A 23,980-nucleotide genomic window follows, 5' to 3' on the forward strand; every position below is an offset into this window, starting at 1 on the left:
GCGGGCGAGGGAGGCGTGGACGTGGAGTGGCGGTGTCGGGGGCTCGGGTGGGCCGGTGGCGTGCCTGGGTTGCGGTGGCGTGGTGGGCGGGTGAGTGCCCTCGTCTACGGGCAGGAGCTGGGGTTTCGGGCCGTCGGGGTGCGGCGGTGTCCCGGGGCTCGGGGCAATGCCTGTCCCCTGGAGGCCGTCGTGTCCGGGCGGGCCACCGGGGGCCGGTGCGGTGAGTGTGCGCGGCTCGACCGGGCCCACTCCGTCGCGGCGGACACCCTCCTCGACGACCCTCAGCCGTACCGCGTCTACCTGGCCTGGTTCGGGCCCGGGATGACCAAGGTCGGGATCACCGCGGAGGCCCGTGGCGAGGCACGGCTCCTGGAACAGGGAGCCGTGGCGTTCAGCTGGCTCGGCCGGGGGCCGCTGATGGCCGCGCGCCGGACCGAGGAGGTGCTGCGGCAGGCGCTCGGCGTGCCCGACCGGATCGCGTACGAGCGGAAGCGGGCCGTACGGCACGCCCTCCCGCCCGTCGAGGAGCGTGCCCGGGAGGTCGAGGAGCTGCACCGGCGCGCCCGGGAGGTCGGCGGGTGGACGGAGACCCTGGAGCCGCTGGAGTTCGCCCCGCGCGACCACGTCGGGGCCTTCCGGCTCGACGGGCTGCCGCCGCTCGACGGGACGGTCACCGAGCTCGTCGACGGCGGTGTCGTCACCGGGCGGCTGCTCGCCGCCGCCGGGCCCGACCTCCACCTGCTCGACCCCGGTGGCCGCTGCCTCGCCCTCGACACCCGTCTCATGGGTGGATGGGCGCTTCAGGGAGTGCAGGGAGCGGGGGAGGGGGCCGTGTTCTCGGTGCCGGTGGCTCCGAGGGTCGTCGCGGAGGCCGAGGGTGCTCAAGGCGAGCTCTTCTGACGCTTCGTAAAGTCTTGGATCCCTTTGGCCCGCTGCCGTGGACATCCCGGCCCGGCCCCCGCGAGGGTGATCACATGACCCCGAAACTGGTGGCGGGCCTCGAACCGCCCTACTACACCGCTGTCTTCACCTCCGTCCGCGCGGAAGCTCCCGAGGGCTACGCCGAGACCTCTTCCCGGATGCAGGAGATCGTCAAGGACATCCCCGGGTTCCTCGGCTACGAGACCGCCCGCACCCCCGGCGGCATCGGCATCACCGTCGCCTACTTCCGCGACCTGGACTCCCTCGACGCCTGGCGTCTCGACACCGAGCACCAGGCCGCCAAGGCGCACGGGCGGAAGCACTGGTACCAGAGCTACAGCGTCCATATCGGCAAGGTCGAACGGAGCTACGGCTTTGAGCGAGAGTGACATCCCCGCGCTCGTCGACCGGCTCGGGATTCCCGGGCTCGTCGACGTGCACACACACTTCATGCCGCAGAACGTCCTCGACAAGGTCTGGGCCTACTTCGACTCCGCCGGCCCTCTGACCGGCCTGGAGTGGCCCATCACCTACCGCGAGGAGGAGGACCACCGGCTCGCGATCCTGCGCGGGTTCGGGGCCGTCGCCTTCACCGCGATGCTCTATCCGCACAAGCCCGGCATGGCGACCTGGCTGAACGCCTGGGCCGCCGACTTCGCCGCCCGCACCCCCGACTGTCTGCACACCGCGACCTTCTTCCCCGAGCCGGGCGTCGACACGTACGTCCGCGAGGCGCTCGACGCCGGCGCCCGCGTCTTCAAGGTGCACCTCCAGGTCGGTGCGTTCGACCCCACGGACCCGCTGCTCGACACCGCGTGGGGAACCCTCGCCGACAGCGGTACGCCCGTCGTCGTCCACTGCGGCTCCGGACCCACCCCCGGGAAGTTCACCGGGCCCGGGCCCATGGAGCGGCTGCTGGCCCGCCACCCCCGGCTGCGGGTGATCGTCGCGCACATGGGGATGCCCGAGTACAGCGACTTCCTCTCCATGGCCGAGCGGTACGAGGGCGTCCACCTGGACACCACCATGGCCTTCACCGACTTCAGCGAGCGGCTCGCACCCTTCCCCACGGCGGAGTACGGGCGGCTCGCCGAGCTCGGCGACCGGATCCTCCTCGGCTCCGACTTCCCGAACATTCCCTATCCGTACGCCCATCAGCTCCACGCTCTCGAACGCCTCGGGCTCGGGGATGCCTGGCTGCGTCGGGTCCTGTACGAGAACGGGGCCGCGATGTTTCACGTGAAACACCCCTGAAGGTCTTTCTCAGGGAATTCACAGGAAAGGGAAAGAGGGCTCTCAGCGGCTGCGGAGAGCGTGGGTGCCATGACCGTCACCACACGCCGCCCCGGCACCCGCGCCGACATGCTCCGTGCCGACGGCACCGCCGTCCGCGTCCTCGTCGTCGACGACGAGGCCTCGCTCGCCGAGCTCCTCTCCATGGCCCTCCGGTACGAGGGCTGGCAGGTGCGGAGCGCCGGGGACGGCGCCGCCGCCCTCCGCTCCGTACGCGAGTTCCGGCCCGACGCCGTGATCCTCGACATCATGCTTCCCGACGTCGACGGGATCAGCCTGCTGGGCTCGATCCGGCGCGAGATCCCTGACGTTCCGGTGCTCTTCCTGACGGCGAAGGACGCCGTCGAGGACCGGATCGCCGGGCTCACCGCCGGTGGCGACGACTACGTCACCAAGCCTTTCAGCCTGGAGGAGGTCGTCGCCCGGCTGCGCGGCCTCATCCGTCGGTCCGGGGCGGCGCAGGCGCGCAGCGAGTCGCTGCTCGTGGTCGGCGACCTCACCCTCGACGAGGACAGTCACGAGGTCGTCCGTGGCGGGGACTCGATCCACCTCACCGCCACCGAGTTCGAGCTGCTGCGCTACCTCATGCGCAATCCGCGACGGGTGCTCAGCAAGGCGCAGATCCTCGACCGGGTCTGGTCGTACGACTTCGGCGGCCAGGCCAACGTCGTCGAGCTCTACATCTCCTACCTGCGCCGGAAGATCGACGCGGGCCGTTCCCCGATGATCCACACCCGGCGCGGGGCCGGATACCTCATCAAGCCGGGGGAGTAACGCCCGTGCGTGGACGACGTCGGCGGCCGTGGTCGCTGCGCACCCGGCTCGTGGTCTCGGCGGTCGCGCTCATCGCGGTCGTCGCGGCCGTGATCGGGACGGTGACGACCATCGCGTTCCGTTCGTACCTGTACGACCAGGCCGACGAACAGCTCCACAACGTCTCGGTACGGGCGTCGGGCCCGCCGGCCTCCATGGCCTCGCTGCCCGGCATGCCCGACCCGGGCCGGGTGCAGGACCCGCTCGCGTTCGTCCAGGGGCCGGGTGCCCCGATCGGCACCCTCGGCGCGGTCCTCGTGGACGGCGAGGTGACCACGGCCCGGTACTCCACGGAGGCCGAGTCGGAGAACGGCGAGGCGTACGGGCGGAACGTCCGGAACACGGCGCTCGACGAGGCCCAGCGGGCCGCGCTCGCCACCGTCCCGCGCGACCACGAGGCGCACACCGTCGAGCTGCCAGGCGGCCTCGGCTCCTACCGGGTCGAGTACGCCGAAGGGGTCCACGGCGAGTTCCTCACCGGCATCCCGCTCACCGAGGTCGAGGACGCCCTCTCCACCCTCGTCCTCGTCGAACTGAGCGTCACCGGCGCCGGGCTCGTCGCGGCCTCGATCGCCGGGACCGTGCTCGTCCGGGTGGCCCTGCGCCCGCTGCGGCGGGTCGCCGCCACCGCCGGGCAGGTGGCCAAGCTCCCGCTGCACAGCGGTGAGGTGGCGCTCCATCAGCGGGTCCCCGAGACGGAGGCCGATCCGCGTACCGAGGTCGGCCAGGTCGGCGCGGCCATCAACCGGATGCTCGACCACGTCCACTCGGCGCTCGACGCCCGCCAGCAGAGCGAGACCCGCGTCCGGCAGTTCGTCGCGGACGCCAGCCACGAGCTGCGCACCCCGCTGGCCTCGATCCGCGGGTACGCGGAGCTGACCCGGCGCGGCCGGGAGGAGTGCGGCCCCGACACCCGGCACGCGCTGGGCCGGATCGAGTCCGAGGCGACCCGGATGACGGGCCTGGTGGAGGACCTCCTGCTGCTCGCCCGGCTCGACGCCGGGCGCCCGCTCTCGTACGAGCGCACCGAACTCGTCCCCCTCGTCGTGGACGCCGTGAGCGATGCCCGAGCGGCCGGACCCGAGCACCACTGGCGCCTCGAACTCCCCGAGGACGGAGGGACGCCCGTACGGGCCGACGGCGCCCGGCTCCAGCAGGTGCTCGTCAACCTCCTCGCCAACGCCCGTACCCACACCCCGCCCGGCACGAAGATCACGGCCCGCGTCCGCACCGAAGGACCGAGCGTGCTCGTCGACGTCGAGGACGACGGGCCCGGCGTCCCGGCCGAGCTCCTGCCTTCCGTCTTCGAGCGGTTCGCGCGCGGCGACGCCTCCCGTTCCCGGCATGCCGGCTCCACCGGCCTCGGCCTCGCCATCGTCCGAGCGGTCGCCGTCGCCCACGGCGGCGACGTCACCGTCACGAGCGCCCCCGGCCGGACCGTGTTCACCGTCCGGCTCCCCGCCGACGAGGACGCACGGCGGGGCGCAGCGCAGGACACGCGCCAGGACACGCGCCAGGACACACCGCAGGACGCATCGCGGGACGCGCAGCGGGACTCACAGCGGGACTCACAGCGAGGGCACAGGCGCATCACACAGCCGTGACAGCGGCCCCGGCGAGTGTCGTCGGTATGCGAACCCCAACGATCGCGGGCCCCGCGTCCGGGACTCCCGGCGCCCTCCCCGCCCGGGAGCACCTGCCGGTGAGTGTCGCCGGAAGGCCCGTCCTGGACGTGGTGATTCCCGTCTACAACGAGGAGAAGGACCTGGAGCCGTGCGTCCGCCGGCTCCACGAGCACCTCCTCCGGACCTTCCCGTACGGCTTCCGCATCACCGTCGCCGACAACGCCTCCACCGACACGACCCCCGTCGTCGCCGCGGCCCTCGCCGACGAGGTGCCCGAGGTGCGCTCCGTACGGCTGGAGCAGAAGGGGCGCGGCCGGGCGCTGCGGACGGTCTGGTCCGCCTCGGACGCCCCCGTCCTCGCCTACATGGACGTCGACCTCTCGACCGACCTCAACGCGCTGCTCCCGCTGGTCGCGCCGCTCATCTCGGGCCACTCGGACCTGGCGATCGGCTCCCGGCTCGCCCGCTCCTCGCGGGTGGTGCGCGGGCCGAAGCGGGAGTTCATCTCGCGGGCGTACAACCTGATCCTGCGCGGCTCGCTCGCCGCCCGCTTCTCCGACGCCCAGTGCGGGTTCAAGGCGATACGGCGGGACGTCGCCGAGCGGCTCCTCCCGATGGTCGAGGACACCGGCTGGTTCTTCGACACGGAGATGCTGGTCCTCGCCGAGCGCGCCGGGCTGCGCATCCACGAGGTGCCGGTCGACTGGGTCGACGACCCCGACTCGACCGTGCACATCGTGAAGACGGCCACCGACGACCTGAAGGGCGTGTGGCGGGTCGGCCGGGCCCTCGCGACCGGCTCGCTGCCGCTCGACCGGCTGGCCCGGCCCTTCGGGGACGACCCCCGGGACCGCGACCTCAGCGGAGTGCCGGGCGGACTCGCGCGCCAGCTCGTCGGATTCTGCGTCGTCGGCGCGCTGTCCACGCTCTTCTACGTCGCGCTGTACTCGGCCTTCCGGCTCGGCGTCGGCCCGCAGCTCGCCAACGCCGCCGCCCTCCTCGTCTCGGCCGTCGCCAACACGGCGGCCAACCGGCGCCTCACCTTCGGCGTACGGGGCCGGGACCGGGCCGTCCGCCACCAGGCGCAGGGGCTCGTCGTCTTCGCCATCGGCCTGGCCCTGACCAGCGGTTCGCTCGCCGCCCTGGGCGCGGCGACCGGCGATCCGGCGCACTCCACGGAGCTCGCCGTCCTGATCGTCGCCAATCTCGCCGCGACCGTCCTGCGCTTCCTCCTCTTCCGGCTCTGGGTCTTCCCCGAGCGGCCCACCTCAAGGAACGACCGATGACTTCGACCTCCCTGGCCGCGTCGGCCGGTGCGGCCCACGCCGCACCGGCCCGTGACGGCCGTCTCGCCCGGCTCTGGCGCGGGCGCGCCGAGGACGCTCCCTGGGTCCGGCCCGCCTTCCTCGGCCTGCTCGCCGTGACCACCGCGCTCTACCTCTGGAACCTGAGCGCGTCCGGCTACGCCAACTCCTTCTACTCCGCCGCCGTGCAGGCGGGCGGCGAGAGCTGGAAGGCCTTCTTCTTCGGCTCCCTCGACGCGGCCAACGCCATCACCGTCGACAAGCCCCCGGCCGCGCTGTGGCCGATGGCGCTCTCCGTCCGCCTCTTCGGACTCGGCTCGTGGCAGATCCTCGTGCCCGAGGTGCTGATGGGCGTGGCCACGGTCGCCGTGCTGTACGCGGCCGTCCGGCGCCGCTTCAGCGCCGGCGCGGGTCTGATCGCGGGCGCGGTCCTCGCGCTGACGCCGGTCGCCGCGCTGATGTTCCGCTTCAACAACCCGGACGCGCTCCTCGCGCTGCTCATGACGGTCGCGGTGTACTGCGTGCTGCGCGCCCTGGAGCAGGAGAAGGGTGCGGCGAAGTGGCTGGTGTGGGCCGGGGTGGCCTTCGGCTTCGCGTTCCTCGCGAAGACCCTGCAGGCCTTCCTGATCCTGCCGCCGCTCGCGCTCGTGTACGGGGTGTGCGCGCCGGGCGCGATCGGCCGCCGCATCGGCCGGCTGGCCCTCGCCGGGCTCGCGATGATCGTGTCGGCGGGCTGGTGGGTGGCCCTGGTCGAGCTGTGGCCGGCGTCCTCCCGCCCGTACGTCGGAGGCTCGCAGAACAACAGCTTCCTGGAGCTGACCTTCGGCTACAACGGCCTCGGCCGGATCAACGGCAACGAGACAGGCAGCGTCGGCGGCGGCGGTCGTGGTGGTGGCCAGGGCGGCGGCTGGGGCGAGACCGGGATCGGCCGGATGTTCAACGACTCGGTCGGCGGTCAGATCTCCTGGCTGCTTCCGGCCGCGCTGATCCTGCTCGTCGCGGGGCTCGTCGTCACCTGGCGGGCGCCCCGGACGGACACGGCACGCTCGGCGTTCCTGGTGTGGGGCGGCTCGCTGCTGATCACGCTCGCCGTCTTCAGCTTCATGGCCGGCATCTTCCACGAGTACTACACGGTGGCCCTGGCCCCGTACCTCGCGGCGCTCGTCGGCATGGGCGCGGCGGTGCTGTGGGAGGAGCGCACGCGGTGGCTCGCCTCGGCGGCGCTCGCGGTGACGGTCGCGGCGACGGCGGTGTGGGGCTGGACGCTCCTCGGCCGTACGCCGGACTGGCTGCCGTGGCTGCGCTGGACCGTCCTGGTGGCGGGTTCGGCGGCCGCGCTCGGGCTGCTCCTCGCGGGCCGGATCGACCGGCGACTCGGGCTCGCGGTGGCCGGCCTCGGCCTGGCGGCGGGACTCGCGGGACCGTTCGCGTACACCCTGGAGACGCTGAGCTCCGGACACCAGGGCTCGATCGTGACGGCGGGTCCTGCGGGCGGCGCGATGGGCGGCCGGGGTCCGGGCGGCGGTGGAATGCGGTCGTTCGAGAGGGGGGCGATGCCTCCGGGCGGCCAGGGCCAGGGCCAGGGCCAGATGCCCGGCGGGCAGGGTGGCCAGGGCGGTCAGATGCCCGGTGGCCAGGGCCAGGGCCAGGGCCAGATGCCCGGTGGCGCCGGCGGTACCCCGCCTCAGGGCATGCCTCAGGGCATGCCCCAGGGGATGACCCGGGGCGAAGGCGGCCCCGGCGGTGGCATGGGCGGCGGCGGCATGGGCGGCCTCCTCAACGGCGCCAGCGTCGGTACGGAGGCGAAGACCGCGCTCCTCGCGGACGCCGACGACTACACCTGGGTCGCGGCCACGGTCGGCGCCCAGAACGCGGCCAGCTACCAGCTGGCCACCGAGAAGCCCGTGATGGCGATCGGCGGCTTCAACGGCAGCGACCCGTCCCCGACGCTCGCCCAGTTCAAGCAGTACGTCGCCGAGGGCAGGATCCACTACTTCATCGGCGGCAGCGAGAGCGGCACCGGCGAGAGCGCCACCGGTAACGGCGGCACCGGTAACGGCGGCACCGGTAACGGCGGCACCGGTAACGGCGCCACCGCTAACGGCGCCACCGCTAACGGTGCCACCGGTGAAGGCGGCGGCCGCATGGGCGGAGGCCCCGGCGGCGGCAACTCGGAGATCTCCACGTGGGTCTCGGCGACCTTCGAGAAGGTCACGATCGGCGGCGCCACCTTCTACGACCTCACCCAGGAGAAATAACCGCTATACAGCGTACGAGGCTCCTTGTACGGTGTACGAGACCTGGTCCCGTACACCGTACAAGGAGCCCTGCCCATGACGGCGCCGACCACCGCCACCGAACAGACCAGAGCCCCCACCGGCGGCCACCCCCATCGCTGGCTGATCCTCGGCGTCATCTGCCTCGCCCAGCTCACCGTGCTGCTCGACAACACCGTGCTCGGCGTCGCCATCCCCTCGCTGACGTCCGAACTCCACGCGACCACCACCGACATCCAGTGGATGATCAACGCGTACTCGCTCGTCCAGTCCGGCCTGCTGCTCAGCGCGGGCAACGCCGCCGACCGCTACGGCCGCAAGAAGCTCCTCGCCGCCGGCCTCGCGCTCTTCGGCCTCGGCTCGCTCGCCGCCGGACTCGCCGACTCCACCACGCAGCTGATCGCCGCCCGTGCGGGCATGGGCGTCGGCGGCGCGCTCCTCATGACCACCACCCTCGCCGTCGTCATACAGATCTTCGACGACTCCGAGCGGGTCAAGGCCATCGCGCTCTGGTCCACGGTCGCCTCGCTCGGCTTCGCCGGCGGGCCGCTGATCGGCGGCGTGATCCTCAACCACTTCTGGTGGGGAATGATCTTCCTCGTCAACATCCCGGTCGCGGTCGTCGCCCTCGTCGCCGTCCTCAAGCTGGTCCCCGAGTCGAAGAACCCCCAGGGAGACCGCCCCGACCTGCTCGGCGCGCTGCTCTCCACGATCGGCATGACCGCCGTGGTGTACGCGATCATCACCGGCCCCGAGCACGGCTGGCTCTCCACCGAGGTGCTGGTCCCGGCCGCCATCGGCGTCGCCGGCCTCGGCGCCTTCGCGCTGTGGGAGCTGCGCACCCCGTACCCGATGCTCGACATGCACTTCTTCCGCAACCAGAAGTTCGTCGGTGCCATCGGCGGCTCGATCCTCGTCGTGTTCGGCATGGGCGGCTCGCTCTTCCTGCTCACCCAGCACCTGCAGTTCGTCCTCGGGTACGAGCCGCTGGAGGCGGGTCTGCGGATGGCGCCGCTCGCGCTGACGATCGTCGCCCTCAACCTCACGGGCGTCGGGCCGCGGATCGTCATGAAGCTCGGCACCCCGCCCACCGTCGTCCTCGGCATGAGCCTGGTGGCCGGCGGCCTCACCTCGATCTCCCTGCTCGGCGGCGGTACGGACGGCAGCTACTGGGGCATGCTGCTCGGCCTGGTCATGATGGGCGGCGGCATAGCCGTCTCGTCCCCGGCCATGGCCAACGCGATCATGAGCTCGATCCCGCCGGAGAAGGCGGGTGTGGGCGCCGGTATCAACGGCACCCTCGCCGAGTTCGGCAACGGCCTCGGCGTCGCCGTCCTCGGAGCCGTACTCAACGCCCGCTTCGCCGCCCTCGTCGCCGTCACCGCGACCTCGCTCCCGGCCGCCCTGGCCGCCGCGGGCAGTGACGCCGAGCGCCAGGAGATCTCCGACGCCTTCGCCTCCGGCCTCCAGACCAGCCAGCTCGTCGGCGCGATCGCCGTCTTCGCCGGCGGTCTGCTCGCGGCGGCCCTCCTCAGGCGGGCCGAGCGGACGGAGGCCAGGACCGCGCGGACGGAGGCCAGGACCGCGCGGGCGGCGGAGGCGAGGGAGGCGGTACGGACCGGGCCGGCTGCTTAGCATGGTGACGGACCGCTGACAGACGGAGGAACGCGATGGTCAAGGCAGCCGAACGGGCCAAGAACCCGACGCGTTCCAGCGTCTGGCTGGAGAACCGGGCCGCCCGCAGCGGCGGCGGCCCGGCCGGTCTTGACCGGGACCGGATCGTCGCGGCCTCGGTCCGCATGCTCGACGAGGAGGGCCTGGCCAAGCTCTCGATGCGCAGGCTCGCGACCGAGCTCGGCGTCACGGCGATGTCGCTCTACTGGTACGTGGACACCAAGGACGACATCATCGAGTTCGCCGTGGACACGGTCTACGGGGAGATCGACCTCGCCGCGGTCGACGCCGCAGGGGACTGGCGGAACCGGATCCGGGTGCTCGCCCTGGACTACCGCCGGATGCTGGTGAACCACCCGTGGATGTCGCCGTGCGCGGGCCAGTACCTGAACATCGGCCCCCACGCGATCGCCGTCGGCTCCAAGATCCAGGAGGCGATCGGGGACACCGGGCTGCCGATGACCCGCCGGCCGAGCGCCATGTCGGCGGTCTTCCAGTTCGTGTACGGGTACGGGACGATCGAGTCCCAGTTCGGGCGCCGGGCGGCCGAGGCCGGTATGTCGCAGGACGACTTCTACGGGGAGTCGGTCAAGGCCTTCCGCGACGATCCGCAGTTCGTCGAGGTCCTGGAACCGATGGCGGAGCTCCTCGACGAGCGCGCCTCGCACGGCAGCGTCAGCGCCATCTGGGACCGCGACTTCGCCTACGCCCTGGACGTGCTGATCGCGGGCATCGAGGTCATGGTCGAGCGGAGCCGTACGGACGAGGACCCGGGGACGACATGACGGAGCGGCGGGCCGTCCCCTGCCCGCCGCTCCGTTCCGACCCGGCCGCGCCTCCGCTCGAAGCACGGCCGTTCCGACCCGGCCGCGCTTCCGCTCGAAGCACGGCCGGGAGTTCTTGTTACTCGTCGTCAGCCGTCGCCGTGCTGCTCTTGAGGGCGACTTCCTTGATGAACAGGGTCACCACGAAGGCGAGCAGCGCGAACGGTGCCGAGTAGAGGAAGACGTCACCGACGCCGTGTCCGTACGCACTCTCCATGACCGTACGGATCGGGACCGGCAGCTTGTCCATGTCCGGGATCCCACCACCGGAGCCGCCCTGGGCCATGGCGCCCGCGGCCTTCGGACCGAGCTCGGCCAGGCCCTCCTTGACGTAGTCCGTGACCCGGTGGGCCATGACCGCGCCCAGCGCCGAGACGCCGATCGCACCGCCGAGGGAGCGGAAGAAGGTGACGACGGAGGAGGCGGCGCCGAGGTCGGCGGGGGCCACCTGGTTCTGGGTGCAGAGCACGAGGTTCTGCATCATCATGCCGAGGCCGAGGCCGAGGACCGCCATGAAGATCGCGATGTGCCAGTACGTCGTGTCGTAGCGGATCGTGCCGAGCATCCCGAGCCCGCCGGCGGCCAGGGCGCCACCGGCGACCAGCCACGCCTTCCACTTGCCGGTCTTCGTGATGATCAGGCCGGAGGCGGTGGAGGAGACGAACAGGCCCGCGATCATCGGGATGGTGAGGACGCCGGACATCGTCGGCGACTCGTTCCGCGCCAGCTGGAAGTACTGGCTGAAGAAGACCGTGCCGGCGAACATCGCGACGCCCACGAAGAGCGAGGCGAGCGAGGCCAGGGTGATCGTGCGGTTGCGGAAGAGGCGGAGCGGGATGATCGGCTCGCTCGCCTTCGACTCGACGAGCACGAAGATCCCGCCGAGCGCGATCGAACCGAGCACCATGGCGGCGGTCTGCCAGGACATCCAGTCGTACTTGTCGCCCGCGAAGGTGACCCAGACGAGGAGCAGGGAGACGGCGGCGCTGATGAAGAAGGCGCCCGCCCAGTCGACCTTGACCTGACGCTTCACGACCGGGAGGTTCAGGGTCTTCTGCAGGACGACCAGCGCGATGATCGCGAACGGCACGCCGACGTAGAAGCACCAGCGCCAGCCGAGCCACTCGGTGTCCGTGATGACACCGCCGAGCAGCGGGCCGCCGACGGTGGCGACGGCGAAGGTCGCGCCGAGGTAGCCGCTGTACCGGCCGCGCTCACGCGGGGCGATCATCGCGGCCAGGATGATCTGGGAGAGCGCGGTCAGACCACCGACGCCGATGCCCTGGACGACGCGGCAGGCGATGAGCATGCCGGTGCTCTGCGAGAGCCCGGCGACGACCGAGCCCGCGACGTAGACGACCAGGGCTATCTGGACGAGCAGCTTCTTGGAGAAGAGGTCGGCGAGCTTGCCCCAGAGCGGGGTGGTCGCCGTCATCGCCAGGAGCGCGGCCGTGACCACCCAGGTGTACGCGGACTGGCCGCCGCCCAGGTCGGTGATGATCTGGGGGAGGGCGTTGGAGACGATCGTCGAGGACAGGATGGCGACGAACATGCCGAGCAGCAGCCCGGACAGTGCCTCCATGATCTGCCGGTGGGTCATCGGGGCGCCGTCGCCGGTGCCGCCGGCGGCGGTGTCCCCCTGTCGGGCGCTCCCGCCGCGCACACCGGTGGCAGGTGTGGTGGTAGCCATCAACTTCCTTCGTTCTCAAGCGTGGTGGGCCCGGCAGTCCCCGAAGGAGTCGCGGAGGCGGGCGAGCAGGTCGGTGAGGAGTTCGACGTCGTCGTCGGACCACTCGGCGAGGGTGCGGGCGAGCATGTCCGTCAGCCGTCGGTCGAGGACGGCGAGCATGGACTCGCCCGCGGGGGTCAGGTGCAGGATGCGGGAGCGCTTGTCGGCGGGGTCGGGCAGTCGCTCGACCCAGCCGCGGTCCACGGTGTGGGCGACATGACGGCTGCTGACCGACATGTCGACGGCCATCAGTTCGGACACGCGGCCGATCCGCATGTCTCCGTGGTGGTGGAGCAGGGCGAGGACGATCGCGGATCCGCCGGGGCACTCGGCGGGCAGGGTCCGCGTGAGTCCGCGTTTCACCGCTCCGATCGCGCTCACCTGGCGGGCGAGGTTCTCGTAGCGCCTGCCCCTGTCCGACTGGTCCATCCGGTCCTTCTGGTTCTCCGGGTCCATCCGGTCCTTCGGATCCATCGGGCACTCCACAGATGTTGTTGCTTAGGGCAACCATAGAGATGGATGGTTGCTTCAGGCAAACTAAATCGGTCAAACGGCGCTAAAGAATCGGCAAAGGGCGGTCGGGGACCACGGGGCTTGGGCCCCTCACCCGGACTTCGCTAGGGTCCTGGCCCATGGCACACAACCCCCAAGCACCGTACGGCCAGGGCCAGGGCCCCGAGGGCTCCTACGACCCCGCCGGAAGCACGCAGATGTTCCGCGCCTTCGTCGACGAGGGCACCCCGCAGCGGCAGCAGCCGCAGGCCCCGGCCCCCGTGGCCGGGCCGCGCGTCGGCCTGATCGTCGGCGTCGTCGCGGTGATCGCCGTCCTGGCGGCCGTCGCCTGGCTGGCCCTGGGCTGACCGCCCGTATCCTCCGCACACCCCCGGTGGGCCGGGTCCGCGTCACGTGGACCCGGCCCACCGGCGTTCTCACTGCCAGGTGGCGGTGACCTGCCGGGTGTCGATCCGCATCCCGAGCGGCACCCGCCAGGAGTCCACGCACACGCTGTACGTCTCCGTCCGCGCGGTCCCGGCGGCGATCGGCGCGGGCAGCGGCCGGCTGGAGGTGATCGTCGCCCAGTCGACGCCGAGGCCGCCGATGACGTGCGTGGCGAAGGTGACCGTGCCCGAGCGGGCCGCGGAGCCGCCGGTGTTCCGGAAGGTGACGGTCACCTGCTCGCACCACCGCCGGTCGGAGTCCGCGAGGACGGGTGCGGAGACGGTCAGCAGGGCGGGCCCGGGGGAGGGCGTGGGGGACGCCGAGGGCGAAGAGGGCGGCGTCGTGGGCGACGGGCCGGGGTCACCGCTCCCAGGGGCGGTGGTGGGCGTACGGGGCGGGGTGCCGCCGCCGGTGCCGGGAGCGGCACTGGAGGGGCCGGAGCCACCGGCACCGCCGGTACTGCCGGTACTGCCGGACGCGGAGCCCACCGGAGCCGTACCCGACCCCGTACCGGCAGACCCGGAGCCCGAAGCCCCTGACCCCGAAGACCCGGAAGCCTCTGACCCCGAAGACCCCGCGCCAGAAGCCCCCGCACCCGAGGTCCCCGAGCCGCCCGCCGTGCCGGAGGACCCGGATTCAGGGGCCGCGCCCCCTCCCGCCGTATCCGAAGAGGACGGCGCCGGTGCCGGTGAGGACGTGCTGGAGGTCGTACCGCTCGCCGTGGGGCTGTCCAGGGGGACCAGGGTGACCGCGCCCGAAGGGGCGACCGCGCCCTTCGGGGCGGGGCCGGCGCCGACCGCCGCGTACCCCTCGCCGTCTCCTCCGCCGCCACAGGCGGTCAGCGCCCCGCCGAGGCAGAGCGCCACCGCCACGAGTCCCGGCTTCCTTCGCCTCATGGCCCCCAGTCTGGCTGACAGACCGTCAACAAGGCGGGGTTTTCCGGAAGTCGGCCCCACCGGTCAGTCCGCGATGAGGCCTTCCCGCAGCTGGGCGAGGGTGCGGGTGAGCAGTCGCGAGACGTGCATCTGGGAGATGCCGACCTCCTCGCCGATCTGCGACTGGGTCATGTTGGCGAAGAAGCGCAGCATGATGATCTGCCGCTCCCGGGGCGGGAGTTTGGCGAGCAGCGGCTTGAGCGACTCGCGGTACTCGACGCCTTCGAGCGCGGTGTCCTCGTAGCCGAGGCGGTCGGCGAGCGAGCCCTCGCCGCCGTCGTCCTCGGGCGAGGGGGAGTCGAGCGATGAGGCGGTGTACGCGTTGCCCACCGCGAGGCCGTCGACGACGTCCTCCTCCGACACCCCGAGCACCACGGCGAGTTCGGGCACGGTGGGGGAGCGGTCGAGCTTCTGGGCGAGCTCGTCGCTGGCCTTGGTGAGGGCGAGCCGCAGCTCCTGGAGCCGGCGCGGCACGCGCACCGACCAGGAGGTGTCACGGAAGAAGCGCTTGATCTCGCCGACGACCGTCGGCATGGCGAACGTCGGGAACTCCACGCCCCGTTCGCAGTCGAAGCGGTCGATCGCCTTGATCAGGCCGATGGTGCCGACCTGGACGATGTCCTCCATCGGCTCGTTGCGGGAGCGGAAGCGGGCCGACGCGTACCGCACGAGGGGGAGGTTGAGCTCGATGAGGGTGTCGCGGACATAGGTCCGCTCGGGGCTGTCGGCGGCCACGCCTTCGTCGTCGAGGGCGCGCAGCCGCAGGAACAGGGAGCGCGAGAGGGTGCGGGTGTCGAGGGCTCCGGACGGGACGACCACGGGCGGCGGAGGCGTGGCCTCCGCGCTCTCGGCCGCGGTCGGAGCCGTCGTCTGCGTGGGCACGGGAACGGGCGTGAGCGTGAGCACCTTCGAGCTGCCCAGTTCTGTGGACATGCCACCCCCTTGAGGTCGCGGACGGTCGCGGTGGCCGCGACCATCTGAGGAACGCAGCCACCACCTGAATACCGGCGGGGGGGCTGCGGCAAACTCGGTTCCAGCAGAATGTCACATGTCGGCAACACGCTGTAGTGACTTGTCGACAAGCTGACGGTGCATATCCGCAGGAAACAAGGGGTGTACGGCATTTGGGGCGCCGCAGAACTGCTCCGAACCGGTCTACCCGTTCCGGTTACGCCTCGATTCTGTTTGCGGATCTCAAACGCGCGAAACTGCGGGCGAGGAGCCTTGACACATGCATCTGGGAGACGCCGAGTTCCTGGCTGATCTGAGATTGCGTCAAGTTGTTGTAGTAGCGCAGCATCAGGATCCGCTGCTCGCGCTCGGGCAGCTGGACGAGCAGGTGCCGGACGAGGTCGCGGTGCTCGACCCCGGCGAGCGCGGGGTCCTCGTACCCGAGACGGTCGAGCAGTCCGGGCAGCCCGTCGCCCTCCTGTGCCGCCTCCAGGGAGGTCGCGTGGTACGAGCGCCCGGCCTCGATGCAGGCGAGCACCTCGTCCTCGCCGATCCGCAGCCGCTCGGCGATCTCCGCGGTCGTGGGGGAGCGGCCGTGAGCCGTCGTCAGGTCCTCGGTGGCGCCGTTCACCTGGACCCACAGCTCGTGCAGCCGGCGCGGCACGTGCACGGTCCGGACGTTGTCGCGGAAGTACCGCTTGATCTCGCCGACGACCGTCGGCATGGCGAAGGTCGGGAACTGCACGCCCCGGTCGGGGTCGAAGCGGTCGATGGCGTTGATCAGGCCGATGGTGCCGACCTGGACGACGTCCTCCATCGGTTCGTTGCGCGAGCGGAACCGGGCCGCCGCGTACCGCACGAGCGGCAGGTTGGCCTCGATGAGGGCCCCGCGCACCCGGTGGTGCTCGGGAGTGCCCGGTTCCAGGTGCTTGAGCTGCCCGAAGAGCACCTGCGTGAGGGCCCGGGTGTCGGCACCGCGCGTGCTCTGGGGGCGGGGGCGCGGGGTCTCCGTCCCGCCTGCCTCGTGCTGGGGCGGGACCTGAGGCGCTGTACTGGCCGGCACGTTCACGCCACCCCTTTGGCTGGTCTTGCTGGTCGACTGGGTCAACTACGGTCAACTCATCCGTCAAAAGCGGTCATAGCATCACAAGACATGTCCACTGTGTGCAAGCACCGTATAGCCACGTGTTGAGGGCATGTTGGCGGAAAAAGGGGAGGCCAGAAACCCACGAGGCCCCCCGCCGTGACGGCGGGGGGCCTCGAAGGCGGTCCGATCAGAACGCGTAGTCGGCGATCACCCAGGTGGCGAACTCGCGCCATTGGGCGACGCCCGCCTGGTGTGCGGGGTGCTCCAGGTAGCGCTGGAGGGCGTCCGTGTCCTCGACGGCCGAGTTGATGGCGAAGTCGTACGCGATCGGCCGGTCGGTGATGTTCCAGTCGCACTCCCAGAACCTCAGCTCCGGGATCTGCCCGCCGAGCGCGCGGAACGCCTCGACGCCGGCGACGACGCGCGGCTCGTCGCGCTCGACACCCTCGTTGAGCTTGAAGAGGACCAGATGGCGGATCACTGAGTTCTCCTAAGTGAAAGAGACGTTCCGTTATCCAGCGTAGTCGATCTCGCGGCGACCTATTTTGACGTGATTGTCATAATTAGGCTCATGGTATGGCGTGGTGAGTGAGTATCAATGAGCGAGGGGAGGTGATGATGCGGGTGGCGGAGGCGCGGAGATTCCGGGGGAGGGACAAATCCCCGAAGTGGGCGAAGCCTGACGGTGGGGTGGTGTCCGTGATGGTGTTGCCGCTGGCCGTCACCGACCCCGTCGACCTTGATCGACTGAAGAACCTGTTCGGGGCGATGTGGTCGGTCAAGCGGGCCGTTCAGCGGGATGCCCGTGCCAGGGTGGACGCCTACTGGGATGCCAGGCACGAGCGTGCGGGACGGGGTGCGAAGGCCGTGCGGCAGCGCCTCGGCCTGTCTCGTGAGGCCCTGGAGCGCGGCGCCTACAGGCACCTGGACGGCGCCGGGCACGTGAAGCATCACGCCACCAAGGCCCTCGCGATGCACATGGCCGATGAGGTGTGGATCGGCGTGCAGCGTCACCTGTTCCCTGATGCGACCGGTCGGCGTTCCGGACGGCCGAAGCCCGGCCGTCGGCACGACCTCACCCGCATCCCCGGCCGGGCTCGGTCGCACATGAGCGAGAACACATGGGAGACCTTCCGCCTGGTCGGCACGCTCGACGGCCACTTCGCGGCCTACGCCGGCGATGGGCAGCACGTGCTGATGCAGCCCCGCCGGATGCCGAAGCCCGCCATCCCCGAGGGTCGTGTGCCCACGGGGAGGCAGACGGCCACCGGGAAGCCGGGCATGCGCAAGGCGAACTGGTGGGACCACAAGGGCCCCCTCGCCGTGGTGTTCGCCGGAGGGTCGGACGGCAAGCGGGGCGACCTCGTGCTCCCGGTCCGTATCCCTCAAGGACCGGGCCAGTGGGTACGCGTACAGCACTTCCTCGGCCAACCGGTCCGCTGGCACAAGGTGGATCTCGTGCGGCGCCGGAAGGTGTCCGCGCCGGGTGGCTGGGCATACGAGGCGCACCTCATGGTGTTGGGCCCCGGATACTCTTCCCCGGCCGTCCGTGAGATGCGTGACCGCGCCGGGCGGCTCGACCGGATCGGCGGGGTGGATGGCAACGTCTCCAACCTGTCGATCGTCTCCTTCCCGGCCCGGCTCGACGGCGGCGCACCCAAGTCCACCGAGATCGCACTGACCATCGCCGAACGGGCCCGGCTGGAGAAGGAAACGAAGCAGCTGCGGGGTCGGGCGCGGGCGCTCGAACGCTCCCGGCGGGCGACGAACGCCAAGCAGTACGGGTTGTCGGACAAGCAGGCCGCACGTGCCCAGCGCCGAGCCGAGAACGGCCTCGTGCCCAAGACGGTGACCGTTCCCGGTGGCATTCGCGCCGCACGCTCCGACGGCGTCCCGCAGCAGGCGTACCGTCGCGATCGCCTGTCCGCCAACTACCGTGAGAAGCGTGCCCGGCAGGCCGAGTGCACCGCATCGGTCGCCGTGCGCCGCCGCCACCGCGCCCGTCGAGTGGCCCGCGAGATCATCGCCGTCCATGGCCCTGTTCACGTGGTTGAGGACTGTGACATCCGGACCTGGTACCGGCTCTGGGGCAAACGCTTGTCTCAGACCGCACCCGGCATGCTGATCTCCACGCTCAAGGCGGAGTGCGAGGCTGCCGGCGGCAGGCTGGTCCGGGCCTCCACCTGGTCAACGGCCCTGTCCCAGTACTGCCTCTGTGGCGAACGCGTGAACAAGAAACTCCGCGACCGTGAGCACGAGTGCACCGCGTGCGGCCTCACCGGCAAGCGCGACCTCGTATCCGCAGCCCTCGCCGCTTTCGTCCGGTTCACCGACGTGGACGACCCGAAGACCGCGTACCTGGACACCGCGTTGTCCCGGCAAGCACGGATCACTTACGCAGAAGCGCTGGAAGAAGCGCTGCGGGAGTCAACCACACCGAGCCCGAACGCCCCTTGGGGTGCGGGACGCGTGGCAGTACCACGGCAACGTGGTGCCTCTGCTCCCCGAACCGCCGGACAGCGGAACCGAGCAACCCCGGATGAGACACGCCCCCGGCGTGACCACGCCGGAAAGCTCGGTCCCCGCACCGGCTGCGGCCCGCAGCTCACTCTCTGGTGAATGACGGGATCAAGTCTTAGTTGATGAGTTCGGTCATGAACTCGCCGACACCCTGGGCGGCGCTGGAAATGCCCTCGAACCCTACCTGCACGAGATCGGCCGCCCGGTCAGGGGAGGTGATGATCGTGTAGGCCACAAAGACCATGACCGCGTACAACGCGACCTTCTTCGCCTGCACCACTGCTCCGCCCTCCCCAGTCCCCCGCCGTACGACCGCGCCACTCTAACCGAGGCTTTATGGACCAAGGACCCGGCGATCGGGGTCTTTCGCCGCCCCCCGGAAGGGTGACGGGCGAGCAGTATGGATGTCGAGCCCGGAGGATCTGGCAGGAATCCGAAGGGCTTCTGGAACCGGCCCGCACTGCGGGGTCCGCGCCGTGAGCTTCCCCCCTGACTGCGGCGCAGGACTTGCAGGTCCGGTTCTCATCGGGGGGAACGGCTTGTCCCCCCGATGCCGTTCCCCCCGTCCTACGGAGAAGGCCCCGGTCCACGCCTCGAGCGCGGACCGGGGCCTTCTGCGTGCCCCTTGCTCCGCACCCCTTGCTCCGCACCCCTGACCTCGTGCCGGGCACCCCTGAGTCGGATCGCGCGAGGTCCGTCGCGGAACCGCCCGGTTCTACGCTGCGGCCGTCCGTTTCGAAGACCGCCCAGGCGCGGGGCAGACGACTTTCGCCGACATGCCGTCAGTTCGCTCCTGACCCGCGAGGGCCACTCGACTCGATGGAGCACCCTGATGAGACCCGCATGGGTTCTGGCCGCGGCCGTGTCGGCTGCCCTGCTGTTCAGCGCGATACCCGCGCACAGCGCCGCCCCCCTGTCCGACGACCTCACCCCCACCGCCGACGGCCCGGTTCCCTCGGCCCTCTTCGATCAGGCGGCCACCGCCGGCACCGTCCGCGTCAACGTCGTCACGGACCTGCGCACCGACCTGGCCGCCGCCTCCGACGCGGGTTCGACCGTCGTCTCGTACGACACCCTGCCGATGGTCACGCTCAAGGTCGACACCGCGGGCCTCCAGGAGCTCAACGCCCAACCCGGCGTCGTCAGCGTCGCCGAGGACGTCCCCGTCCCGCCCTCTCTGAACGAGTCGACCGTCAAGATCGGCAGCGACAGGACGGCCGCCGCCGGGAAGACCGGAGCCGGGACCGCCATCGCGATCCTCGACACCGGCGTCGCCACCCACCACCCCTTCTTCGGAGGCCGCGTCACCACCGAGGCCTGCTTCTCGGTCAACGACGAGGCGTACGGCGCCACGAGCCTCTGCCCCAACGGCACCGGCTTCCAGGAGGGCACCGGCAGCGCCGACGCGGACGCGGGCCTGTGCGCCACCCTGGGCTCCGCCTGCTCCCACGGCACCCACGTCGCGGGCATAGCCGCCGGCGACGGCACCGGCATCACCGGAGCGCCCGCCCGTGGCGTCGCGCCGGGCGCCGACATCATCGCCCTCCAGGTGTTCTCGTACATCGACTCCGAGGCGTACTGCGGCGCCGGAAGATCCCCCTGCGTCCTCAGCTTCACGAGCTCGCAGATCAAGGCCCTGGAGAAGGTCCAGTCCCTGAAGCAGGCGGGTGTCGACGTCGTCGCCGCCAACATGAGCCTCGGCGGCAGACCCGTCGCCACCGCCTGCACCGGCGACCCCCGCCTGCCGGTCATCGACAGTCTGCTCGCCGCGGGTGTCGCCACCGTCGCCGCGGCCGGAAACGACGGCAACACCGGAGCGGTCTCCGCTCCCGGCTGCGTCCCCTCCGCCATCGCCGTCGGCTCCACCACCGACGACGACCAGCTGTCCAGCTTCTCCAACCGGGGTCCGCTGCTCGACCTCCTCGCCCCCGGCACCGGCATCGTCTCCTCGGTGCCCGGTGGCACGTACGTGGGCAAGAACGGCACCTCCATGGCCGCCCCGCACGTCGCCGGCGCCTTCGCCGTCCTCCGACAGACCTTCCCCACCAAGACGATCGCCGAGCTCGAAGCGCTCCTGAAGACCACCGGCGCGCCCATCGCCTACACCGGCGCCACCACGCCCCGTATCGACGTCAACGCCGCCGTGGGCGGCGGCACCGGCACACCCAAGCCGGAGGACCCGCCGGCCGGCAAGCCCCTGGCCCACCGCTTCGACAACGACGTGCCGGTGGCCATCCCCGACAGCCCGGGCACGAACGTCCCCGGCACCCCCGCCCACTCCCCGATCGTGGTCACCGGACACCCGGAGGGCGCACCGAGCGACCTCTTCGTCAAGGTCGCCTACGCCCACGCCTGGATCGGCGACGTCCGCCTCGAACTCGTCTCCCCGACGGGCAAGACGTACCTGCTCAAGAGCGCGAACCTGAACACCGGCGGCACCACCTACTCCGGCACCTTCACCGTCGACGCCACCGGGCAGCCCTCCGACGGTGAGTGGCGTGTGCGTGCCACCGACATCGACGACGGCTCCACCGGAAGCCTCAACACCTGGTCGCTGACGTTCCCCACCCCGTTCAAGAGCAGCACGGTCAAGACGATCCCCGACACGGGCTCCGTCACCTCGGACATCGCCGTCTCGGGCATCACCGGCAACGCCTCCGGCCCCTTGCAGGTGTACGCCGACCTCACCCACGGCAAGATCGGCGACCTGTCCCTGACCCTGACCAGCCCCGACAGCAGGACCTTCACCCTCAAGCCCTACGGCTCCGAGGCCGGCGGCACGCTGAAGACCACGTACGGCATCGACGCCACCGCCGCGACGGCCTCCGGCACCTGGACCCTGAAGGTCACCGATGCGACCGGCGGCTCCACCGGACAGCTCAACGGCTGGTCGCTCACGTTCCCGTCCTACGAGAACCAGACGGTCAAGCAGATCCCCGACGTCAACTACGAGGAGATCTGGACCAGGACCGCCGCCCTGACCGGCAACGGCTCGGCCCGCACGCAGGTCTACGCCCACATCGAGCACGCCAACCTCGCCAACCTCAAGATCGACCTGGTCACCCCGAACGGCACGCTGCTGCCGCTCAAGGGCTCCGGTTCGCCCCAGGGGCCGGGCGTGATCAAGAAGACGTACCTCGTCGACACCAGCGCCCATCCGGCCAACGGCACATGGAAACTCCGCGTCGACGACGTCATGTCCGGCAACACGGGCACCATCCACACCTTCGTCCTGAGGTTCTGACGGACCGTTCCCCGGGCATGCAAAACGCCCCTCCGATCAGGTTTCCCTGATCGGAGGGGCGTCATCAGCGGTAGCGGAGGGATTTGAACCCTCGGTGACTTGCGCCACACTCGCTTTCGAGGCGAGCTCCTTCGGCCGCTCGGACACGCTACCGAGAGAGAGCTTAGCCGAAACTGGCGCTGCGATGAAATCCGTATCGACGCGCAGGTCGGACGGGGGCCGGGACGGGCCTCAGCGGGTGCGGAAGAAGGCCGTCAGCTGCGCCGCGCACTCCTCGCCGAGCACGCCGTGGATGACCTCGGGACGGTGGTTCAGCCGACGGTCCCGTACGAGGTCCCAGAGCGAGCCCGCCGCGCCCGCCTTCTCGTCGAGCGCGCCGAACACCACCCGCTCGACCCGCGACTGGACGAGGGCGCCCGCGCACATCACGCACGGCTCCAGGGTGACGACGAGCGTGCAGCCCGTCAGGCGCCACTCCCCGGTCGCCAGGGCCGCCCGCCGCAGGGCGAGGACCTCGGCGTGCGCGGTCGGGTCGCCGACCGCCTCCCGCTCGTTGTGCGCGCGGGCGAGGACCGTGCCGTCGGGGCCGAGCACGACCGCGCCCACCGGTACGTCACCGGCGGGCGCGGCCGCGTCGGCCTCGGCGATGGCGATCCGCATGGCGTCCCGCCAGGGGTCCCGTACGGGGTCGGTGCCGGAGTTCCGCACGGGGGCGGTCCCGGGGTCGGGGGCGGAGGCGCTCCCGCCCCCGGGGTCGAGGTCGGTCCCGGGCTCGGGGACGGGGTCGGGTACAGCGTGTGCCACTAGCGGACGGCCTCCAGGACCTCCGCGGCGCCCAGGGCGTCCGCGATCACCGCGAGTGCGTCGCTGTCGAGCGCCCGGAGCTCGCGCTCCGAGAGGCCGAGGTCCGCGAGGACCAGGACGTCGCCGACAGGGGCGGACGGTACGGCCTCGGCGGCCGCGCCGGTCGGTTCGTCGTCCTCGTCGGCGTCGTCGGCGAGCGGTTCCCCGTCCTCCGTACCGTCGAGGTCCAGCGACTCCAGCTCGTCGAGCTCGGCGTCGAGGTCGTCGCCGAGGATCTCCCGGGTGAGGATCTCCCCGTACGAGGAACGGGCGGCGGCGGCGCCATCCGAGACGTAGATCCGAGGGTCTTCCTCACCCTCGATCCGGACGATCCCGAACCACGCGTCCTCCTGCTCGATGTAGACGATCACCGTGTCGTCGTCCGAGGCCTCACGGGCGAGCTCGGCCAGATCCGACAGGGTCTCCACGTCGTCGAGCTCCGTGTCGCTCGCTTCCCACCCGTCTTCGGTGCGCGCGAGCAGTGCGGCGAAGTACACCTGACTCTCTCCCACTGATCAGAGGTGTGACGTTCCGGCGGCGCGCTTCCGGTGCCCCGCCCAATCGGCATCGTGACAGAAACAGGGCGCTCAGGAGAGGTCTTCGGCTCTTGAGTCGTGCATCAGTCTGAGCGACACCGCCATCGGGCGGGCGTGCGACCCCGGCGCACACAGGGGGCGCACACACGGCCTCGTACGGGCTCCGCGCGGGTCCCCGCCGCCGGCCGGCGCGGGCCGCCTCACCAGCGGAAGGTCCGCATGCGCATGGCCTGGCGCATCCGGGCGGCCCGGGCGCGCCGCGGCTGCACGCGCTCGCGCAGCGCCTTGGCCTCGTTCAGCTCGCGGAGGAACTGGGCACGGCGCCTTCGGCGCTGCGCGTCGGTCTCCGGTGCCGGTCGGTCGGCCGCCCCCTCGGCGGCTTCGTCGGCCGGTTCTTCCAGGTCGGGCATCGGCCACACCACCCCATCGCTGGGTCCCTGTGCCCCCACCTTCCCTCAGCGGTGTG

The 23,980-nt window shown here is 71.3% G+C and carries 22 protein-coding genes and 1 tRNA gene; 12 read left to right on the plus strand and 11 right to left on the minus strand.

Annotated features, from left to right (window positions below):
- Nucleotides 1-21: 21 nt before the first annotated feature.
- The 9 genes from OG580_RS18540 to OG580_RS18580 all read left to right on the plus strand — a co-directional run bounded on the left by OG580_RS18540 (nucleotide 22) and on the right by OG580_RS18580 (nucleotide 10,691).
- Nucleotides 22-900, plus strand: coding sequence for a DUF2797 domain-containing protein (locus tag OG580_RS18540; RefSeq protein ID WP_267044791.1), 879 nt, complete (start codon nucleotides 22-24; stop codon nucleotides 898-900).
- A 74-nt stretch (nucleotides 901-974) separates the two neighbouring features.
- Complete coding sequence (locus tag OG580_RS18545; RefSeq protein WP_267044792.1) at nucleotides 975-1,310, plus strand: antibiotic biosynthesis monooxygenase; 336 nt, start codon at nucleotides 975-977, stop codon at nucleotides 1,308-1,310.
- Nucleotides 1,297-2,175, plus strand: coding sequence for an amidohydrolase family protein (locus OG580_RS18550; protein ID WP_267044793.1), 879 nt, complete (start codon nucleotides 1,297-1,299; stop codon nucleotides 2,173-2,175). Before OG580_RS18545 ends, OG580_RS18550 begins: the two co-directional genes overlap by 14 nt.
- 69 nt (nucleotides 2,176-2,244) lie before the next feature.
- The gene (locus OG580_RS18555; protein ID WP_323182574.1) at nucleotides 2,245-2,988 is read left to right on the plus strand and encodes a response regulator transcription factor; all 744 of its coding nucleotides are present in this window, start codon (nucleotides 2,245-2,247) and stop codon (nucleotides 2,986-2,988) included.
- 5 nt (nucleotides 2,989-2,993) lie between these two features.
- Nucleotides 2,994-4,631, plus strand: a complete 1,638-nt coding sequence (locus tag OG580_RS18560) for a cell wall metabolism sensor histidine kinase WalK (RefSeq protein ID WP_267044794.1) — start codon at nucleotides 2,994-2,996, stop codon at nucleotides 4,629-4,631.
- A gap of 26 nt (nucleotides 4,632-4,657) precedes the next feature.
- Nucleotides 4,658-5,938 (plus strand): bifunctional glycosyltransferase family 2/GtrA family protein, encoded by a 1,281-nt coding sequence (locus OG580_RS18565; protein WP_267044795.1) that lies wholly within the window; start codon nucleotides 4,658-4,660, stop codon nucleotides 5,936-5,938.
- The gene (locus OG580_RS18570; RefSeq protein ID WP_267044796.1) at nucleotides 5,935-8,214 is read left to right on the plus strand and encodes a glycosyltransferase family 39 protein; all 2,280 of its coding nucleotides are present in this window, start codon (nucleotides 5,935-5,937) and stop codon (nucleotides 8,212-8,214) included. Before OG580_RS18565 ends, OG580_RS18570 begins: the two co-directional genes overlap by 4 nt.
- A gap of 75 nt (nucleotides 8,215-8,289) precedes the next feature.
- Complete coding sequence (locus OG580_RS18575) at nucleotides 8,290-9,867, plus strand: MFS transporter (protein ID WP_267044797.1); 1,578 nt, start codon at nucleotides 8,290-8,292, stop codon at nucleotides 9,865-9,867.
- A 35-nt stretch (nucleotides 9,868-9,902) separates the two neighbouring features.
- The gene (locus OG580_RS18580; RefSeq protein WP_267044798.1) at nucleotides 9,903-10,691 is read left to right on the plus strand and encodes a TetR/AcrR family transcriptional regulator C-terminal domain-containing protein; all 789 of its coding nucleotides are present in this window, start codon (nucleotides 9,903-9,905) and stop codon (nucleotides 10,689-10,691) included.
- A gap of 118 nt (nucleotides 10,692-10,809) precedes the next feature.
- Here OG580_RS18580 and OG580_RS18585 read toward each other — a convergent pair whose 3' ends face one another.
- A complete protein-coding gene (locus OG580_RS18585) occupies nucleotides 10,810-12,420 on the minus strand; it encodes an MDR family MFS transporter (RefSeq protein WP_267044799.1) in 1,611 nt (536 codons plus the stop codon).
- 15 nt (nucleotides 12,421-12,435) lie between these two features.
- Nucleotides 12,436-12,888, minus strand: a complete 453-nt coding sequence (locus OG580_RS18590) for a MarR family winged helix-turn-helix transcriptional regulator (protein ID WP_267048051.1) — start codon at nucleotides 12,886-12,888, stop codon at nucleotides 12,436-12,438.
- A 203-nt stretch (nucleotides 12,889-13,091) separates the two neighbouring features.
- On the opposite strand from OG580_RS18590, the gene OG580_RS18595 reads away from it, so the two are divergent.
- Nucleotides 13,092-13,319: a hypothetical protein gene (locus OG580_RS18595; protein WP_267044800.1), complete on the plus strand. Its 228-nt coding sequence runs from the start codon at nucleotides 13,092-13,094 to the stop codon at nucleotides 13,317-13,319.
- 69 nt (nucleotides 13,320-13,388) lie between these two features.
- Here the strand turns inward: OG580_RS18595 and OG580_RS36155 are convergent, their stop codons facing one another.
- The 4 genes from OG580_RS36155 to OG580_RS18615 form a co-directional block, all read right to left on the minus strand.
- Nucleotides 13,389-13,886, minus strand: a complete 498-nt coding sequence (locus OG580_RS36155) for a hypothetical protein (RefSeq protein WP_323182576.1) — start codon at nucleotides 13,884-13,886, stop codon at nucleotides 13,389-13,391.
- 471 nt (nucleotides 13,887-14,357) lie between these two features.
- Nucleotides 14,358-15,266, minus strand: a complete 909-nt coding sequence (locus tag OG580_RS18605) for an RNA polymerase sigma factor SigF (RefSeq protein WP_267044801.1) — start codon at nucleotides 15,264-15,266, stop codon at nucleotides 14,358-14,360.
- A gap of 235 nt (nucleotides 15,267-15,501) precedes the next feature.
- Nucleotides 15,502-16,347, minus strand: a complete 846-nt coding sequence (locus OG580_RS18610; protein ID WP_267044802.1) for an RNA polymerase sigma factor SigF — start codon at nucleotides 16,345-16,347, stop codon at nucleotides 15,502-15,504.
- Nucleotides 16,348-16,558: 211 nt separating this feature from the next.
- Nucleotides 16,559-16,852, minus strand: coding sequence for a Dabb family protein (locus OG580_RS18615; RefSeq protein WP_267044803.1), 294 nt, complete (start codon nucleotides 16,850-16,852; stop codon nucleotides 16,559-16,561).
- Nucleotides 16,853-17,073: 221 nt separating this feature from the next.
- Here OG580_RS18615 and OG580_RS18620 point away from each other — a divergent pair, with 221 nt between their 5' ends.
- Nucleotides 17,074-18,990 carry a zinc ribbon domain-containing protein gene (locus OG580_RS18620; protein ID WP_267048053.1) on the plus strand — a complete coding sequence of 639 codons (1,917 nt, stop codon included), beginning with the start codon at nucleotides 17,074-17,076 and terminating at the stop codon, nucleotides 18,988-18,990.
- Between the two features lie 16 nt (nucleotides 18,991-19,006).
- Here OG580_RS18620 and OG580_RS18625 read toward each other — a convergent pair whose 3' ends face one another.
- Nucleotides 19,007-19,171: a hypothetical protein gene (locus OG580_RS18625; protein ID WP_267044804.1), complete on the minus strand. Its 165-nt coding sequence runs from the start codon at nucleotides 19,169-19,171 to the stop codon at nucleotides 19,007-19,009.
- Nucleotides 19,172-19,723: 552 nt separating this feature from the next.
- Between OG580_RS18625 and OG580_RS18630 the strand changes: the two genes are divergently transcribed.
- Nucleotides 19,724-22,135 carry a proprotein convertase P-domain-containing protein gene (locus tag OG580_RS18630; RefSeq protein ID WP_267044805.1) on the plus strand — a complete coding sequence of 804 codons (2,412 nt, stop codon included), beginning with the start codon at nucleotides 19,724-19,726 and terminating at the stop codon, nucleotides 22,133-22,135.
- 68 nt (nucleotides 22,136-22,203) lie between these two features.
- Here the strand turns inward: OG580_RS18630 and OG580_RS18635 are convergent.
- The 4 genes from OG580_RS18635 to OG580_RS18650 form a co-directional block, all read right to left on the minus strand.
- Nucleotides 22,204-22,288, minus strand: a tRNA-Ser gene (locus tag OG580_RS18635).
- A 78-nt stretch (nucleotides 22,289-22,366) separates the two neighbouring features.
- Nucleotides 22,367-22,795, minus strand: a complete 429-nt coding sequence (tadA, locus tag OG580_RS18640; protein ID WP_267048054.1) for a tRNA adenosine(34) deaminase TadA — start codon at nucleotides 22,793-22,795, stop codon at nucleotides 22,367-22,369.
- Nucleotides 22,796-22,938: 143 nt separating this feature from the next.
- The gene (locus tag OG580_RS18645; protein WP_267044806.1) at nucleotides 22,939-23,475 is read right to left on the minus strand and encodes a hypothetical protein; all 537 of its coding nucleotides are present in this window, start codon (nucleotides 23,473-23,475) and stop codon (nucleotides 22,939-22,941) included.
- Nucleotides 23,476-23,714: 239 nt separating this feature from the next.
- Nucleotides 23,715-23,924, minus strand: coding sequence for a hypothetical protein (locus OG580_RS18650; RefSeq protein WP_267044807.1), 210 nt, complete (start codon nucleotides 23,922-23,924; stop codon nucleotides 23,715-23,717).
- Nucleotides 23,925-23,980: the final 56 nt, after the last annotated feature.

This window comes from Streptomyces sp. NBC_00094 (assembly GCF_026343125.1).
Lineage (GTDB): Bacteria > Actinomycetota > Actinomycetes > Streptomycetales > Streptomycetaceae > Streptomyces.

Coding starts and splice junctions, on each gene's coding strand:
- OG580_RS18545 (WP_267044792.1), top strand. CDS start 975: ATGACCCCGAAACTGGTGGCGGGCCTCGAACCGCCCTACTACACCGCT.
- OG580_RS18555 (WP_323182574.1), top strand. CDS start 2,245: ATGACCGTCACCACACGCCGCCCCGGCACCCGCGCCGACATGCTCCGT.
- OG580_RS18565 (WP_267044795.1), top strand. CDS start 4,658: ATGCGAACCCCAACGATCGCGGGCCCCGCGTCCGGGACTCCCGGCGCC.
- OG580_RS18570 (WP_267044796.1), top strand. CDS start 5,935: ATGACTTCGACCTCCCTGGCCGCGTCGGCCGGTGCGGCCCACGCCGCA.
- OG580_RS18575 (WP_267044797.1), top strand. CDS start 8,290: ATGACGGCGCCGACCACCGCCACCGAACAGACCAGAGCCCCCACCGGC.
- OG580_RS18580 (WP_267044798.1), top strand. CDS start 9,903: ATGGTCAAGGCAGCCGAACGGGCCAAGAACCCGACGCGTTCCAGCGTC.
- OG580_RS18585 (WP_267044799.1), bottom strand. CDS start 12,420: ATGGCTACCACCACACCTGCCACCGGTGTGCGCGGCGGGAGCGCCCGA.
- OG580_RS18590 (WP_267048051.1), bottom strand. CDS start 12,888: ATGGACCAGTCGGACAGGGGCAGGCGCTACGAGAACCTCGCCCGCCAG.
- OG580_RS18595 (WP_267044800.1), top strand. CDS start 13,092: ATGGCACACAACCCCCAAGCACCGTACGGCCAGGGCCAGGGCCCCGAG.
- OG580_RS18605 (WP_267044801.1), bottom strand. CDS start 15,266: ATGTCCACAGAACTGGGCAGCTCGAAGGTGCTCACGCTCACGCCCGTT.
- OG580_RS18620 (WP_267048053.1), top strand. CDS start 17,074: ATGGTGTTGCCGCTGGCCGTCACCGACCCCGTCGACCTTGATCGACTG.
- OG580_RS18630 (WP_267044805.1), top strand. CDS start 19,724: ATGAGACCCGCATGGGTTCTGGCCGCGGCCGTGTCGGCTGCCCTGCTG.
- tadA (WP_267048054.1), bottom strand. CDS start 22,795: ATGCGGATCGCCATCGCCGAGGCCGACGCGGCCGCGCCCGCCGGTGAC.
- OG580_RS18650 (WP_267044807.1), bottom strand. CDS start 23,924: ATGCCCGACCTGGAAGAACCGGCCGACGAAGCCGCCGAGGGGGCGGCC.